This is a genomic window from Streptomyces sp. NBC_00569, from assembly GCF_036345255.1.
Lineage (GTDB): Bacteria > Actinomycetota > Actinomycetes > Streptomycetales > Streptomycetaceae > Streptomyces.
Window position 1 is genome coordinate 1,699,523 of the sequence record NZ_CP107783.1, and the last position, 14,865, is coordinate 1,714,387.

Annotated in this window: 13 protein-coding genes and 1 pseudogene; 7 read left to right on the forward strand and 7 right to left on the reverse strand. The window is 68.5% G+C overall.

The features are described 5' to 3' along the window. Positions 1-2: 2 nt before the first annotated feature. The gene (locus OHO83_RS07815) at positions 3-1,682 is read right to left on the reverse strand and encodes a sensor histidine kinase (RefSeq protein ID WP_330278964.1); all 1,680 of its coding nucleotides are present in this window, start codon (positions 1,680-1,682) and stop codon (positions 3-5) included. Between the two features lie 344 nt (positions 1,683-2,026). Here OHO83_RS07815 and OHO83_RS07820 point away from each other — a divergent pair, with 344 nt between their 5' ends. Both OHO83_RS07820 and OHO83_RS07825 read left to right on the forward strand, forming a co-directional pair. Beyond that, positions 2,027-3,445, forward strand: coding sequence for a cytochrome P450 (locus tag OHO83_RS07820; RefSeq protein ID WP_330278965.1), 1,419 nt, complete (start codon positions 2,027-2,029; stop codon positions 3,443-3,445). Between the two features lie 544 nt (positions 3,446-3,989). Then, a pseudogene (locus tag OHO83_RS07825) lies at positions 3,990-4,226 on the forward strand (sugar ABC transporter permease); the annotation flags it as partial. A gap of 45 nt (positions 4,227-4,271) precedes the next feature. Here the strand turns inward: OHO83_RS07825 and OHO83_RS07830 are convergent. Together OHO83_RS07830 and OHO83_RS07835 are read right to left on the reverse strand one after the other, a co-directional pair. Beyond that, positions 4,272-4,769: a cupin domain-containing protein gene (locus tag OHO83_RS07830; protein ID WP_330278966.1), complete on the reverse strand. Its 498-nt coding sequence runs from the start codon at positions 4,767-4,769 to the stop codon at positions 4,272-4,274. 116 nt (positions 4,770-4,885) lie between these two features. Next, positions 4,886-5,062, reverse strand: coding sequence for a hypothetical protein (locus OHO83_RS07835; protein WP_330278967.1), 177 nt, complete (start codon positions 5,060-5,062; stop codon positions 4,886-4,888). Between the two features lie 91 nt (positions 5,063-5,153). Between OHO83_RS07835 and OHO83_RS07840 the strand changes: the two genes are divergently transcribed. Beyond that, positions 5,154-7,358 (forward strand): FUSC family protein, encoded by a 2,205-nt coding sequence (locus OHO83_RS07840; protein WP_330278968.1) that lies wholly within the window; start codon positions 5,154-5,156, stop codon positions 7,356-7,358. A 610-nt stretch (positions 7,359-7,968) separates the two neighbouring features. On the opposite strand, the gene OHO83_RS07845 is transcribed toward OHO83_RS07840, so the two are convergent. Together OHO83_RS07845 and OHO83_RS07850 are read right to left on the reverse strand one after the other, a co-directional pair. Beyond that, positions 7,969-8,739 (reverse strand): DUF2127 domain-containing protein, encoded by a 771-nt coding sequence (locus OHO83_RS07845; RefSeq protein WP_266677488.1) that lies wholly within the window; start codon positions 8,737-8,739, stop codon positions 7,969-7,971. 187 nt (positions 8,740-8,926) lie between these two features. Next, the gene (locus tag OHO83_RS07850; RefSeq protein WP_330278969.1) at positions 8,927-9,445 is read right to left on the reverse strand and encodes a hypothetical protein; all 519 of its coding nucleotides are present in this window, start codon (positions 9,443-9,445) and stop codon (positions 8,927-8,929) included. Positions 9,446-9,701: 256 nt separating this feature from the next. Between OHO83_RS07850 and OHO83_RS07855 the strand changes: the two genes are divergently transcribed. The 3 genes from OHO83_RS07855 (at position 9,702) to OHO83_RS07860 (ending at position 10,573) form a co-directional block, all read left to right on the forward strand. Beyond that, entirely contained in the window at positions 9,702-9,983 is a 282-nt protein-coding gene (locus OHO83_RS07855) for a hypothetical protein (RefSeq protein ID WP_330278970.1), read from the forward strand. Between the two features lie 171 nt (positions 9,984-10,154). Further along, positions 10,155-10,289: an RNase A-like domain-containing protein gene (locus OHO83_RS46915; RefSeq protein WP_405638218.1), complete on the forward strand. Its 135-nt coding sequence runs from the start codon at positions 10,155-10,157 to the stop codon at positions 10,287-10,289. A gap of 128 nt (positions 10,290-10,417) precedes the next feature. Further along, positions 10,418-10,573 (forward strand): hypothetical protein, encoded by a 156-nt coding sequence (locus tag OHO83_RS07860; RefSeq protein ID WP_330278971.1) that lies wholly within the window; start codon positions 10,418-10,420, stop codon positions 10,571-10,573. A gap of 404 nt (positions 10,574-10,977) precedes the next feature. Here OHO83_RS07860 and OHO83_RS07870 read toward each other — a convergent pair whose 3' ends face one another. Then, positions 10,978-12,000, reverse strand: coding sequence for a DNA-directed RNA polymerase subunit alpha (locus tag OHO83_RS07870; RefSeq protein WP_266677484.1), 1,023 nt, complete (start codon positions 11,998-12,000; stop codon positions 10,978-10,980). Positions 12,001-12,194: 194 nt separating this feature from the next. Further along, positions 12,195-13,022, reverse strand: coding sequence for a hypothetical protein (locus tag OHO83_RS07875; RefSeq protein WP_330278972.1), 828 nt, complete (start codon positions 13,020-13,022; stop codon positions 12,195-12,197). 1,009 nt (positions 13,023-14,031) lie between these two features. Here OHO83_RS07875 and OHO83_RS07880 point away from each other — a divergent pair. After that, positions 14,032-14,679: an isochorismatase family cysteine hydrolase gene (locus tag OHO83_RS07880; RefSeq protein WP_330278973.1), complete on the forward strand. Its 648-nt coding sequence runs from the start codon at positions 14,032-14,034 to the stop codon at positions 14,677-14,679. Positions 14,680-14,865: the final 186 nt, after the last annotated feature.

Consider the following 14,865-nt stretch of genomic DNA (forward strand, 5'->3'; position numbering starts at 1 on the left):
GGCTAGTCGCTCTCTTCAGTGCGGTTGAACTCACGTCCGGCGCCGGCGCCGTTGCCTGCCGCCTCGCGGTCCGCGGTCGTCTCGCGCGGCGGGTCGCTGTGCCGGCCGGCCGTTGCGAAGGCGGCAAGGCCGTCGAAGGACGCGGCCGGCGGCACGACCGCCACGGCTTCTTCCGTGCGCTCGGCACGCTCTGGCTGCGCCGACACACCATCGCGTCGGCTCCTGCGCCGGGGCAGGCCGCCGGGCGTGGTGTCTGCGGCGCCGACGGTCTCCGACGCGGCGACGACCGGGGCCGGTTCGGCGCTCGGCGCCGCGGCTGCGGCCGCAGCGGCGGGCTCGGGAACGGCGGCGGGCAGGGGACTGAAGTACTTGTGGGGGACCACGACGACCACCGATGTACCGAGCCAGGGAGAGTCCGCGAAGGTGACCCGGATGCCGTAGCGACGTGCCAGGCGACCCACCACGCGCAGGCCCAGGCTCGCGTCCTCCGAGATGCCGCCGAGGCCGGGGCCCGGCGCGGATCCCGAGAGCGCCTGCTCCGCCTCGAGCTTCTTCTCCTCGCTCAGCCCCTTGCCCACGTCCTGGATCTCGATGCCGACGCCGTTGGGCACCTCCTTGCCGGAGACGACCACCGGCTCGGCGGGCGGTGAGTAGCGGGCTGCGTTGTCGAGAAGCTGGGCAAGGATCAGTGTGAGGTGGTCCACCAGGCCGCCGTCGACACCGAGTTCGGGCAGCTGACGGACCTCGACGCGTTCGAAGTCCTTGATGCGTCCGATGCCGCCGCGAACGACACTCAGGAGTTTCTGCGGTTCCTGCCACTGCCGGCCGGGCCGGTCCGAGCCTCCGAGAACTCCGATGCTGGCGGCGAGACAGTCTGCGGGGCCAAGCCCTTGGTCCAGTTCCATGAGTCCTTGGGCGACGGCCGGCAGCCGGCCGTGTTCACCCTGCATCTCGTGCAGGCGCCCGCGCAGCATGCTCGTCAGGACGTGGATGCGGCTGCCGATGCTGATGACGGCCTGCTCGGCGGAGGTCGAGCGGTCGAGCTCTTCCTCCATGCCGATCAGCGCGGTCCTGAGAACCTTGCGCAGCTCGGCCGCCAGCTCGGGCGTGGCATCCAGATCCTCTGTGGCGTCCGGCAGGATGTCGTCGATGGCGTCACCGGCACGCAGTCGCTTGAGCGCTCCGGGCAGATGTGTCACGGCAAGTTGTGCGACGGCGGCCTGCTGACGGGCGAGTTGCTCCTGCCGGTCTCCCGCTGCGGCGGCGAGCTGAACCTCATAGGCCTTCGCGTCCTCGGAGCGCTGGGCCTCAAAGGACGCGGAGTGCTCGGCCAGTTGAGTTTCCAGGCCTGAGTACGCGGCCTTGAACTTCTCTTCCTGGCCTGCAACATGCTGTTCCCACTGCTTCCCGTGGTGGCTCAGCTGCTGCCGGTACTCGGCCTGCGCGGCGTGGAAGTCGGTGGTGGTACGGCGTAGCCGGTCCTGGCTGCGCACGAGGAGCCGCACGCAGACGGTGCTGGCCGCTGTGGCCGCCGCCCCGGCGAACGTCGCGGGTATCTGGAGCGTGTCGGGCCCCGCAATTGCGTTGGCCACGGTGCCGGCTCCCAAGGCCAGCGGCATCAGCCACCAGGCCTTCAGGGCGACCGGCGCACGCGCCGCTGGGGACGGAGTGGCAGCTTCCATCTGCATCCTTCGAAAGCAACACGATCGAACAGGGGGTGGGGCGCTGCATGCGTGGGGGAACGCAGCGCGAGTCAACTGAGCGTGTCTACGTCAACTCGCAGCGCCGCAGGGGAGCTTATCGGTTAAGTGATCGAAAGGATCAACTCCCCTTCCCGTACTGGCGGGTATTCGACCACGCCCTGGCAGTGCTGACGTATCGACAAATCTCTTCACTGACGCGCCAGTTGCGAAAGAATTCAACGACCGAACGGTCGGATGTGATCAAGTCAGTGGGGTACACCGTGATCGCCGGGGGCATGCATGTCACGCCCAGCCCACCGGAATGATCTCGAGGAGACGTACGGATGACTCCCCTGTCGGGTCCCCCCACCGCGGCCCCCACCGCGCCCGGCCGCTTGCCCCTGATCGGCCACGCCCACCAGCTCGCCCGCCGCCCGCTGGACTTCATGGACTCCCTGCGCCGGCAGGGCAGTGTCGTACGGATCCTCCTCGGCCCCACCCCCGCCTACGTGGTCACCGACCCTGCCGTCACCCGGCAGGTACTGGTGACGGACGTCGACGCCTACGCCAAGGGCGGGAAAATCATCGATGCCCTGCGGGTCTTCTTCGGCGACGGACTCGCCACCATCGCCGACGGCGACCTGCACATGAAGCACCGGCGCCTGATGCAGCCGATGTTCAACAAGGCGCACATCGCGACACGCGGCGACGTCATGATCGAACACGTGAGGGCCGCGACAGACACCTGGACGCACGGGGTCGCACGCGACACCTACGACGACATGAACGACCTCACCCTCTCGACCTTCCTCGTCGCCCTCTTCGGCTCGGGCCTGCCCGCCCACGTCGAGGAGGAGTTCACCAGCCTGATGCCGGCAATCATGCGCGGCACGATCCGGCAGACGATCCTGCCCGGCTGGATGACGAAACTGCCACTGCCCGCGAACCGCGCACACGAACAGCGCGTAGCGCGCCTGCGGGCCCTGATCGACCAGGCGATCGACCACCACCACGCGCAGTTGTCGGCCCCGGCACCAGCCGCCTCCGAAGCGCCGATCGGCTGCCCGGCGCACGAGCCGGCCGAACAGACCCCCGGAGGCGGGCTGTTCTCCACTCTCCTCACCGCTGACGATCCCGAGACCGGTCCGCTCTCGCACCAACAGCTCCAGGACGAAGCGATCACCCTGCTCACCGGCGCCATAGAAACCACCGGCACGACCCTCGCCTGGGCGCTCTACGAGATCAGCAGGAACCCAGAGATCGAGAAGCGCCTGCACGCGGAACTCGAGGCGGCCTGTGGCTCCCGGCCGCTCGCCCAGGAAGACATCACCGCCCTCCCCTACATGCGCAGCGTCCTGAAGGAGACGATGCGCATGTACGGCCCCGCCTGGCTGGTCACGCGAACCACCACGCGCCCGGTCACGCTGGACGGTCACCCGATACCCAAGGGCGCGGATGTCGTCTACAGCCCCTACATCCATCAACACGACCCCGAGGTCTACAACGACCCGAGCGCCTTCGACCCGGACCGCTGGGAACCCGAGCGCGCAAAAAGCCTCAACCGGTCCTCGTTCCTGGCCTTCGGCGATGGCCGCCGCAAGTGCATCGGCGAAGAGTTCGCCTGGACGGAACTCCTCATCATCCTCGCCACGGTGCTCCAACGCTGGCGGCTGACGCTCACCTCGGCTCCACCGCGCCCGCAAGCCATCGTGACGGTCAAGCCGGACAAGCTGTCGATGACGCCGCACGCGCGCACGGCGTAGTTGCGGCCTCTGCTGACAGAACCTATAGGCCGCCCTCTTCAAGCCCAGGCCCTATTCGCGGTGATGGCCTGCGTTGGGGCGTACTGGGCTATCAGCGGAGACCTGCCGTGGCATGGAGGGTGGCCGTCAGGTTGCAACGACCGCTCTGCTTGCGCCGGCCGTCCTCCTCATGCGGCTACAGCCCGGCAGCCTGCCACTCGGCGTTCCAGCGACTCGGGCAGGGAGGTGGACGCAGGAACGCGCTGTCCTGGTCGGCCGGTGCGCAGCAGAGCGAAAACCTCGCATGCCAGCATCCGTGAACACGTTGGTTCCAGCTTGTTCTCACTGGTCGTCGCGCACCGGGTCACGACGCGGTTCACGCGTCCGGCAGGGCCGGGTTGCCACATGGTCCGGTGGCGTGCCAGGCATCTGGCCGTTGCATACCTATGCCGGCCTCCACAGCCCTGCGCACGCCCGGACCGTGCCCGCGCCACCCAGACAACAGCGGGACGCTGTTCGGCGGCTCAGACAGCTGCGGGCGTCACCGGAGATGCCCAGGGGCTGCTTCTCGTTCCTGCACTGCGCGGGCGGGCCCGCCGACATCCCACGCTGGTTGCACGAAGCCGCTTCGACGGACAGCTCGACGGGGCTGCGCAAGCACCTGCGCAGCACGCTCCCGCTCCTCTCCCCCACACTCCTCGTCGCCTCCGTCGTCGGTGTCCTCAACACCCTTCAGGCCTTCGAGCAGCCCTACGTCCTCACCGACGGTGAGCCGGGCGAGGCGACCCGGACAGCGGTGATGGCGGGATCAGGTCGTCGGCCTGAAGGCCTGAGCAACCGCGCAGGGTCACTTGGCGTCCTGAAGGGCGGCCTGCCAGACAGGGCTGTCGACGTAGTGGTTGTCGTACAGCTCCGAAGAGTTCTTGATCTCCTCGAAACCGGCCTCGCCGCGCATCACACGGCCCAGCAGGCGCAGGTAGTCGAAGCGCGGCATACCCGGGCTGAAGACGAACAGCACATCCGCCTCGCGGCCCGGCGCCGCGGCGAAGGCGTGCGGGGTGTGCGGCGGCACCAGCAGGAAGTCGCCCTTCTCCAAAACCTTGACCTCGTCATCGATCAGCACCCGCAGGGCGCCGTCCAAGACGAAGAACAGCTCGGACGCCTTGGTGTGAAAGTGCGCGGGAGCACCGACCGTGCCCTTCGCGAACGTGGAGCGGTAGCTGGTGAGGCCACTGCCGTCCGTGCCGTAGTCCGCGAGCAGCGTCATCACGCTGCTGGGGTCAGCGGTGGTCTCGGCGGTGGCGGCACGGGTGAGGACGGCCTGGGGTGCGGTCTGCGCGTTCATAATGGCTTGTTCCTGCCTGTGAGCTGCGGCTTCGGGTTCTCCCGGCGCCTTGTGAACACCACTCTATGAATTAGATAGACCTTCCATGAGGTGCATTTCATGGCCCAGTTCATGGGTCAATTTGACGGGCATTCATGCGCGGGGCAGTGCTCACCGGACGTTTCTCCCTCGCCGGTCGACACCGGCGTGTCCGTGGCCGCACTCTCCTGCCGGGGCACCGCGTCGCTGATGGCCTGGTGCGACAGGTACCTGCGGATCGGGTCGATGGTGAACAGGGCCAGCACGGTGGGCATGGTCTGCCAAGTGACGGCACGGACCCCGCCGTCAAGGTCGTCGACTGCCCTCCGGCGGGCGGGCCGCACGGCTCGGGGTGATCCTGGTGGCATGGGTGGTACCGGTGGCGTTCCCCGGGTCCGGCTGCCCGTCGCCTACCGGGCGGCGGCCCGCCGCTCCGCGCGGGTCACCGTGGCCGCCGGCGCCGGGTTCTACCTGTTCCTGTACGGCTTCGGCTCGACCGAAGCGGCGACCTACGCCCTGTTCGCCGCGGTGTCGCTCGCGGGACTGTCACACATCCCCGGGACGGGCCGGCAGCGTGCCGCCGTGGTGGCGCGACTGCTGCCGGTCAGCATGGTGCTGATCACCGTCGGCACCTACCTGTCGGTGCAGACCTGGACCGCGACGGTGGGGATGCTGGTGATCGGCTTCGCGCTGGCCTTCTCCGCGGTGGGCGGCCCACGCCCGGCGGGGGCCGCGCCCGGGCTCCAGCTGATGTACATCCTGCCGTCGTTCCCGCCCTACGACCCCGGCTCACTCGGCGCCCGGCTGGCCGGAGCCTCGGTGGGCATCGTGCTCCTCGTGCTCGCAGAGATGTTCTTGCTGCCGGATCCGCCCACCGTCCCCTACCGGGAGCTGGCCGCGCGGGCCGCCGACTGCGCCCGGCGGTGTGCCGAGGAGCTGACCGCGCCGCCGTACGCGGTCACCGCCCGGACAGCGCAGGAGGCCCAGGTCGCCAGTACCTCACTGCGGTCCTCGCAGGTACCGGAAGCCGAACGGCCGGCCGGGCCGAGCGTGCGGGCCCGGGGCCTGGCCCACACCGGCCTGGCCACTCGCACCCTGCTGGCACGGCTGACCACTCCCCCGCAGCCGGATCCCGGGCCGGCCGAGTCCGATGTCTGGCTGGTCGTACCGCGCGCGGTACGGGACACGGCCCGCGAGACGGCCGACCGCCTGCGGGGCCGGGCTACCGCCGCCGATGACGCGCACGCCGAGCTGCTGCGGGCCCGTACCGCCTTGGCCGCCGGCGCGGAGGCGGACGCCTCGCCGGCCGCGCTGCGCCGGCACGCGGCGGTGCTGGAGCTCGCGGACGCCGCACTGGCGATGTCCACGGCAGCCGCCATCGCCGTACGGGGCCGGGCTGGCGCGGCACAGGCGGGCCCGGGCCGGTTCTGGTACGCCCGGATGAACACGCCGCAACTGTGGTGGCGGCGGATGGTGGGACACGCGAGCAGCCGGTCAGTGTTCTTCCAGAACGCGGTACGGATCAGCCTGGCCCTCGCCGCGGCCCGCGTGATCGCGGGGGTGGACACGCTGCCGCACGGCTTCTGGGTGCTGCTGGCAACCCTGACCCTGACCCGGACCACCGTGCGGGAGACCCGGTCGACGGTACGGGTGGCGCTGACCGGGACTCTGATCGGCGCGCTGATCGTGGCCGGGCTGTTCACGCTCGTCGGGACGAATATCGCCGTGTACGCGGGCGTGCTGCCACCCCTGATGCTGATCACGTTCACGCTGGGGCCGGTCAAGGGCATCGGCTGGGCCCAGGCGATGTTCACGCTGGTGGTCGCCCTGGCGTTCGCACAGCTGGCGCCCGCGACCTGGCAGCTTGCCGAGTTCCGGCTGCTGAACGTACTGACCGGCAGCGCGATCGGCGCCGTCTTCGGGCTGCTCGCCTGGCCGCGAGGTGCCCACGACGAGCTGCGGCGGTCGATGGCGGTACTGCTGCGCGGTGCGGCCGAGAACGTGGTGGCGACCACGGCCCAGCTGACCGCGGGCGGGGTGCGGGCGCCGGTGACCGCCGCGCCGGGACACCGCTCGCTGCTGCACTCGCTGGGCATGGCCGAGGCAGCGTACGCGCAGTTCCAGAGCGAGCCGAAGAACCTGGCCGCCGCCCGCCCCGGCCAGGATGCACGAGGCTCAACAGGCCCCCATGAACCCCCCGGCCAGGACGGCCCCCAGGACTGGCAGGCAACCCTGATGGCCGCCCACCACACCCTGTGGGGAGCCGACCGGCTGCTGGTCCCGCCCGAGCGGACCTTCGCACCGCCCCTGGAGCTGGAGCCGACAGCGGCAGTGTCCCGCCTCGGAGACCGCGTCGCAGGGCGGATGCTACTGGTGTCGGCCCGGCTCGATCCGTGCGTCGACAACCCGCACGCCCCCGTGCCACTGCGAGACCCCGACTTCGACGGCTTCGCGGTGGAGCCACCGGGCGCGCCGCGGGTGTACTACGCGGCCGTCTCGTGGCTGGACGCGCTGATGACGGACCTGGAGCGGATCACCGGCGAGGCCGAATCCGTGTCCCGCGGCCGCTGAAGCGAGTCGCAGAAGGCCGTGAACCGGGCGGTCGAGGCGCGGCGCCGACGGAGGCAGTGCGGCGCGGGGCACGGCGCGTGCGGTGACGTCGGCGGCGTACGCGTCGGTCATCCATCCGTCCTGGCGCAACTCGGCATAAGTGGGCGAAGGATGCGCGGTCTCCAGGTCGCAGCCGGGTCGCGCGACGGCGCCCGACTCTTGACTTGCTCCTCGGGCTGAAGCCCTGCCATCCGGGAGTTGCTGGCGCAGCAGTCCGTGTGCGGTCCGGGCGACGACTGTCACGTGGGCGGCATTCATACCCGAGTGCGGCGCCGCCGCGGCGTGAGCGGCCTCGCCGTGGCAGGTCAACTCGAGGCGCCGGGAGGCCCGGGAGCTGCTGCCGATCTCGTCGCACCGAGAGGGTGCGCCATCATCGCAACTTGCTCGTCGTCGAACGCGCCGCCGCGCAGCAGGTGCACCTTGCCGCCGCCCTCCTCTGGGCGCGGGCCGGCGCCGACAGCGCGATCCACGAACAGCGGCACTCATTCTGCCCCGTAACGGATGCATCGCTCGGCGGGTCCAACGCTGACGTGGCGTCGGCGAGTGCGGCAGGCAGAGCGGATGCCCGCCGTCACACGGTGGCGGCGACTCCCGCCGTGGTCTCCACTTCGAGCAGCGAAGCGCTGTGCCGCTCGGCCTCGAAAGCGGCATGGCCGCCGCGCAGGCCGAACAGCCGCTTGCTGAGCAGGATGTACAGCACGGCGAGCACGTTGACGGTCAGGGTGGCGATCTTCACCCAGCTGACCTTCTCGGTGAGTTCGTAGATCTCCAGGGGCAGGAAGGCAGCTGTCGCCACCACGGTCAGGTACTCAGCCCAGCGCCTGGCCCGCCAGAGGCCGACACCCTCGACGATCTCGATCAGTGCGTAGACCAGCAGCGCCACGGCGACGATGACCAGTGTGGAGTGCTTGTAGTCGAACGTCTTCTGGATGGTGTCCACGACCGGCGAGTGGTCCAGGTCGTAGTGGAAGTGCCGGAAGACCGGGCGGAAGACGTCGAGGTACTCGTCGAAGAACTGCCGGACCGAGTTTTGACTGTTACTGAACTTCCAGACCGCGATCGCCACCAGCACGATGAAGACTCCGCGCACTGCCCGTTCGACCGCGAGGAAGCGCAGGATGAACAGGTCTCTCAGCGCCTTTCCGCGCGGCACCAGAGGCGCGTCTTCCGCAGGGCCCGAACCGTGCGGCGCGCCGAGCGCGAAGTCCCCGCAGCGCAGACAGCGCCAGGCTTCACCCAGCCCGGTGTCGGCCCGCAGCCGCTCGCGCAGCCCCTGCTCCTGAGGCGCATAGGTGAGGTGACCACGGCGCGCACAGGTCCGCCGGTCCCAGTCGATCTTCATCGCCTTCCTCTCTGTGGCGCCCCGGCCTCCTGAGCACGATCGCATCAGCGGAGACTCCAACGGCCATCACTCTGGTTCCCGCCGCGGGTGGTCAACCCGGAGGGTGACATCCAAAGCCGCAGGCCGGCGACTACGCAGTCTGCGCCGCGCGATACCGCTGGATGAACCTCATTCGTATCCGGGCCGGTCAGATGATGTGGCGCACCACATAGGCGGCTCCCACCCTTTCTGCCTCGGAGGAGTCTGCCTGGATCGCAAGACTCGGCCCGGCCGTAGTGAAGTCGAACCTGTTCGTCATCGGCTGCGTGCAGTCGACGCGCTTGGCTCTCTTGGCGGTTCCTGAGACGGCCGTGAAGGTGACCGCGCCCTCCCCTGCGCATGCCACCTCTATCCGCAGGACGGTGCCGGGCTTGACGGTCTCGTCCAGGTTCTGTCCGGGTATCGCGAGGGAGCCGGCCGAGATCAAGCCTTCGTCGTCTGAGTCCAGGCGATCCGTCCTGTGAAGCAAATCGCGGGCCTCCTTGTCCAGCCGCTCCCGGCCGGACCGGGACCTCGGCTGCGCTGTGGGTGCGGCGGTGGAAGTCGCCGCCTTGTGAGAGTGCGGAACCTTGGATGTCGCGGGCGAGCCAGAACAGGACGTTGTCATGCCGGTAAGCACCGCAACGGCAGCCAGAGCTTTGCCGATGTGGTGGGTGAATCTGTACATGGGATCCCCCGGAGTGCACTCAGAAGCCAGCAGGTCAAAACCAGGTGATCATCTCCTGTGAACAGTCGTATCGCCCAAGCAATCTGGCCACTGGCACTGAGGGCTGTTTCTTAGATCATGTGCTGAGCCTGATGGCGAGGGCTGCGAGGGTGACGGTGCCGAGGTAGATGTAGGCGCGTTTGTTGTAGCCGGCATCTCCGAAGCCGCCGCGGCCACAGCCACCGCGACCATCGTCGACCTGGCCGCCACCCTGGGCGTGACCGTCACGACCGAGATCGCCACTATCGCGGGCACCACCCTGGCCACCGCGGCCATAGCCGGCATCGAATCGATCACCGTCGACCTGGCCGTCACCCAACCCGTCGCCATGGCCACTGGAGAGAGCAAGGGCCTCAACCTGGACGAGGCCCATCAGGCCCTCCTCTACGGCGCCCTCACCGGCGGAGCTCTCGGCGGCGCAGGCGCCTCCTACCGCGCCGCGCAGAACGCGGGCGGAATGACCGAACTACTCGGCGGCATACGCATACCCGGCTTCTGACCACAAGTCGCCATCGCGGGCGGCGAATCGACAAGCCTCGAAGACCTCGGACTGCTCATCCAGGGCGATGGGGAGCCCAGCGCCTGGCCGCGGAGCAAGCGCAAGGGGGCACAGAAGCCGAAGTACAGAAGTGACCTCGCCGGTGATGAGGGGCAGAAAGGAGCCCACACCATCGACCGGCACGTCGAGAAGACAGACTGCGAACTGCGTGCCCGACTGCGCTCCGACAAGCAGATCGGAGGTGGCTCCAGCTTCATCAACGAGCAGGCGGCCCAAGACCTCACCGACCGGGCCATGATCAGGTAACAGACCAAGGCGAAGCGCTGGCTGGAGAAGACCCCAAGACGGAGCTGGAGCTCTACGTCGGCTACGGCCAGGAGACCACCGGCCGTAGCATGTCCTGCGACGACTTCGTCCGGGGCGCAGGCCCGCAAATGTGCACAAGGTCTTCGTCCCTCACCTCGGACAGCGGTCTCGACCAAGCCACGCGCATCCTCGGCCTGAGCGTCTATCCGCCCGACGGCGTCTCTCTCCGTCAGTGGCTCACCGACCTCCAGGACATCCTCTCCCACCACCGCCCGCCCACCTGACGGCCAGGTCATCCCCGCCGCAGGCCATTTGCAGCCGAGCTCCCGAGATGCCCGCCCCAATGTTCATCGCCCTCAATCGGACGGGCATCGCGCCGTGGTGTGGGCCGGGTGCACGATCGGGCCGTGTTACCCGGCCATGTCGGTCAGGGCCCGTTTGGTGGCGCCGATCACCGCGTCAGTGGCTTTGCGGGCCATCGTCGACTCTGCGGGGAACCTGGGCCGGAAGCCGTCCACCGCCGCAGCTCGTGGTCGCGGCCCCTCCCCGGCGTGAAAGCCGGAGCATCCTCGCAAGAAGGACCGGAGCATCCTCGCGAGAAGGAGGTGACGGGCCCGCGGATGCCGACGCACCGCTGACCCGCCTCCTCTGTCCTCCCGGCTCGCTCGCAGCCCGCTCAGCGCAGCGTTCAGTACTGCTCGGTCTCCACGAACCCGGTGTCGCCGTCGTCCTCCTCGCCGAAGGCGTCGGCGGCAGCGGTCGGAGCGAATCCGGGCGGGCTGTCCTTGAGGCCCAGACCCATGCCGGCCAGCTTCGCCTTGATCTCGTCGATGGACTTCGCACCGAAGTTGCGGATGTCGAGGAGGTCCGCCTCGGAGCGGGCGACGAGTTCACCCACGGAGTGGATGCCCTCGCGCTTGAGGCAGTTGTACGACCGGACGGTGAGGTCGAGGTCCTCGATCGGCAGTACGAGGTCGGCGGCCAGGGCGGCGTCCGTGGGGGACGGGCCCATGTCGATGCCCTCGGCGTCGATGTTCAGCTCGCGGGCGAGACCGAACAGCTCGACCAGGGTCTTACCGGCCGACGCCATGGCGTCACGCGGACGCATGGCCTGCTTCGTCTCGATGTCGACGATCAGCTTGTCGAAGTCGGTGCGCTGCTCGACACGGGTCGCCTCGACCTTGTACGTGACCTTGAGGACCGGCGAGTAGATCGAGTCGACCGGGATGCGCCCGATCTCCTGACCGACCTGCTTGTTCTGGACGGCGGAGACGTAGCCGCGACCGCGCTCGACGGTCAGCTCCATCTCCAGCTTGCCCTTGCCGTTGAGCGTGGCGAGGACGAGGTCGGGGTTGTGCACCTCGACACCGGCCGGGGGCGCGATGTCGGCGGCGGTGACCAGACCCGGGCCCTGCTTGCGCAGGTACATCACGACCGGCTCGTCCTGCTCGCTGCTCACGACCAGTTGCTTGATGTTCAGGATGAGGTCGGTGACGTCTTCCTTGACGCCCGGCACGGTGGTGAACTCGTGCAGGACACCGTCGATACGGATGGACGTGACCGCCGCACCCGGGATCGAGGAAAGAAGGGTCCGGCGCAGGGAGTTGCCGAGGGTGTAACCGAAGCCCGGCTCCAGCGGCTCGATCACGAACCGGGAGCGGAACTCGTCGACGACCTCTTCGGTCAGGGACGGACGCTGAGCGATGAGCACGAGGTATTGCCTCCAGTGGTTTGGCGCCCGCTATGTGACACCGTGGTCACCACGAAGGGTACGGGCGATCGGGGCGATACGGCTCGCGACGAGACCGAACCGCCCGACTCCGCCCGTCTGACGGCCAGTCGTCGGGCCCCGCTTTCGCAGGAGCGGAGCCCGACGGTCAGCTGCTCCCTACTTCTGGGCGTCAGTCATACGGAGGGAGGCCGGGACTGGTAGAGGCGGGTGTAATAGCGGCCTTCCGCCTCCAGTCCAGTGGGGTCGTCGCCGGCACGGAGCACCTGCTCGACGGCGTATCGCTGTTCCGCCGCGCTCGTGAACATCCGCTGGGGATAGGTTCGTGAGGAGTCGGTGGTGGTGATCAGGCCGTGGGCTTCCAGTTCGGATATCACGGGCCCGTAGGGGACGGTTCGCAGGACGAACGCGCTGACCCAGATCGGCTCCCGTTGACACTCCAGCAGCGCCTGGAAGGTGCGGCGGGTGATGTAGCCGACGCCTCCCGTGACCGTGATCAGGCCGGTGTCCGCGACGGCGCGCCGCAACCGGGGGCTGGGCGGGTGGTCTTCCAGGTTCTCGGCATAGGCCTCGTCGAGCAGGCCGACGGCCAGGGCGTACTGGACGGCGTTGTCGGCCGTGTCGATCCCGATGACCGGGGTCGCGTCCGCGCGGCGCCGTGAGGCGTAGAACTTCTTGTCCTGTTCGATGAGTTCGGTCGGCGTGAGGGCGTCGACCTCGGGGCTGGCGTAGTGCTCGTACAGCTCGGCCAGTGTGACGTGATGGTTGAGGAGAGCGGCGTTGAAGCCGTAAGAACAGCAGAGGTCGAGGACGGTGACGGGGTCGTCGGTGCTGCCGGCCGCGGAGCGCTCGGTGCGGGTGCGCCGGAAAACATCCTGGGCTTGGTGCGGTATCTCGTACTCCAACGGGGCGAGCCGGCGGACGTAGGCGCGAGGATCGGGCTCGTTGTAGATGTCGTCGAACCGAGTCTTCCCTGATGCGGCACTGACAGAGCCTGCGGCCATGGGGGTACCTCCGCGGAATCAGGACGGGTGGCTGGAAAGAGACCTCTCTCGGACCGGTTGCACCGCTCGGTCGGCCTCGCGGCGGGAACCGGGGGTGCCCGCGCCGAAACTGATCGGGCCGGCCGACGGCCGACCGAGGGCGCGATGTCACCTACTCACAACCCGTGCAGAAAACTTGTGTCCCGTCAGGACTGGCCAATTTGACCTGGCGAACCACCAGGATGGGGCTGACGGCCCGCAGACAGCTCTAGCTCTCTCGTGACGTTCGGATATCCGTTCGGCGGTAGGAACGCGCCGGGGATTTCTTCGACTTCCTGTCCGGGAACTGGCCGAATGGTCGGGATGCCACGGTGGATCATGCCGTGCGCGTCCTCAAGGGGCTCGGCCACCGCGGTATCCGGTGGGCCTGCCCTGGCGGTGCCTGCCTATCGCACCTCTATCGCACCAGGTTGCCGCGCCGCCGCGTGGGGAGGCGCGGGCTTATTCGTCACAACACAATACCCTCGTACGTCTCGTTCGGCCTGCTGGTCACCCTGCTCGGGCTGGGCGTGGGTGTGCCGGCGCCGGCACATTCCGCAGAGCGCGATTTCGTCGTCGTGCGCAGACCCGGGTAACTATCTGCAGCGAGCGCACGAGTGTGCGCTGGCCCAGTTCCCTTTTGAAGGCTGCGGACGCGGCTCGGCTCCGGCGAGCGCGGCGCGGGAGGCGTTGACAGGCACCTCGAAGTCTGACCGGCTCCCGGTCGACGGCGTTCTGACCGGCGCGGGCACTGAGATCGGACGAGGCGCACCGCTGGGCGATTGCGCTGGAAAGGATTTTCCGTCCGAGGACGAGTCCGGCTCACCTGGCCGCGTATTACCGGCGCGGATGCTGTGGAGCCGGATGGGTGACAGACTGAATATCCGGTTTCGGCGGTCTGCCGAGTCCACCTGGGGCGTGTCCTGGCCGTCCGCTCCGTTTTGCATCCCAGCAGCGATCGATCGGTTCGCTGAGCAGATGGGAACCGACCATGACGTCTGAATCGCCGTACGCACCGGACGAAACCGCGCTTCTGGTCGTCGACCCGTACAACGACTTCCTTTCCGAGGGCGGCAAGCTGTGGCCCCGAGCGAAGGAAGTGGCGGAAGGCGTCTCACTGCTCGACCACATGGGCACCATGCTCGCGACGGCCCGCAGCCAGGGCTTTCGCGTCTTCATCGTGCCCCATCACCGGACGACGCCGAGCGACTACGTCACATGGGATTACCTGTCCCCGACACAGCAGCGCATCGTGACACAGCAGACCTTTGCCGAGGGCAGCTGGGGAGCCGAGTGGCACCCCGACTTCCAGCCCCTCGAGGACGAGCTCGTCATCGGCCAGCACTGGGCCTCGAGCGGTTTCGCCAACACCGACCTCGACTTCATGCTCAAGCAGCATCACATTCGGAAGATCCTGCTGATCGGTATGCGGGCCAACACCTGTGTGGACACCACCGCACGCTTCGGTCAGGAGCTGGGCTACCACGTCACCCTCATCCGCGACGCCATCGCCGCCTTCAGCTGGGAGGAAATGACAGCGACATTCGAACTCAACGCGCCCCTGTACGCCCACGCCGTCCTCACAACAGAAGAGTTCGTCGACATCGTGAACGGCGGGGCCGGCAAGGGCTCCCCATAGTGCCCAATCCCCGGCAGCCAGAATTGGGTTGGCGGGCGCCGAGTTGGGCAAACCCAGTGGCTCACCTACCTGCACATCCCCGACGTGCGTAGGAGCGCGGCATGAATTGCGCAACCGCGAGGCCCGCCGCTGCCCATGGCATGAAGAGGTGAGCGCCCACGGCGGCAGCACAACAGGAGAACGAGC

Bases quoted from the DNA above. Each gene is read 5' to 3' on its own strand.
- OHO83_RS07815 (WP_330278964.1), bottom strand. From the start codon at position 1,682: ATGGAAGCTGCCACTCCGTCCCCAGCGGCGCGTGCGCCGGTCGCCCTG.
- OHO83_RS07820 (WP_330278965.1), top strand. From the start codon at position 2,027: ATGACTCCCCTGTCGGGTCCCCCCACCGCGGCCCCCACCGCGCCCGGC.
- OHO83_RS07830 (WP_330278966.1), bottom strand. From the start codon at position 4,769: ATGAACGCGCAGACCGCACCCCAGGCCGTCCTCACCCGTGCCGCCACC.
- OHO83_RS07835 (WP_330278967.1), bottom strand. From the start codon at position 5,062: ATGCCCACCGTGCTGGCCCTGTTCACCATCGACCCGATCCGCAGGTAC.
- OHO83_RS07840 (WP_330278968.1), top strand. From the start codon at position 5,154: ATGGGTGGTACCGGTGGCGTTCCCCGGGTCCGGCTGCCCGTCGCCTAC.
- OHO83_RS07845 (WP_266677488.1), bottom strand. From the start codon at position 8,739: ATGAAGATCGACTGGGACCGGCGGACCTGTGCGCGCCGTGGTCACCTC.
- OHO83_RS07850 (WP_330278969.1), bottom strand. From the start codon at position 9,445: ATGTACAGATTCACCCACCACATCGGCAAAGCTCTGGCTGCCGTTGCG.
- OHO83_RS07860 (WP_330278971.1), top strand. From the start codon at position 10,418: ATGTGCACAAGGTCTTCGTCCCTCACCTCGGACAGCGGTCTCGACCAA.
- OHO83_RS07875 (WP_330278972.1), bottom strand. From the start codon at position 13,022: ATGGCCGCAGGCTCTGTCAGTGCCGCATCAGGGAAGACTCGGTTCGAC.
- OHO83_RS07880 (WP_330278973.1), top strand. From the start codon at position 14,032: ATGACGTCTGAATCGCCGTACGCACCGGACGAAACCGCGCTTCTGGTC.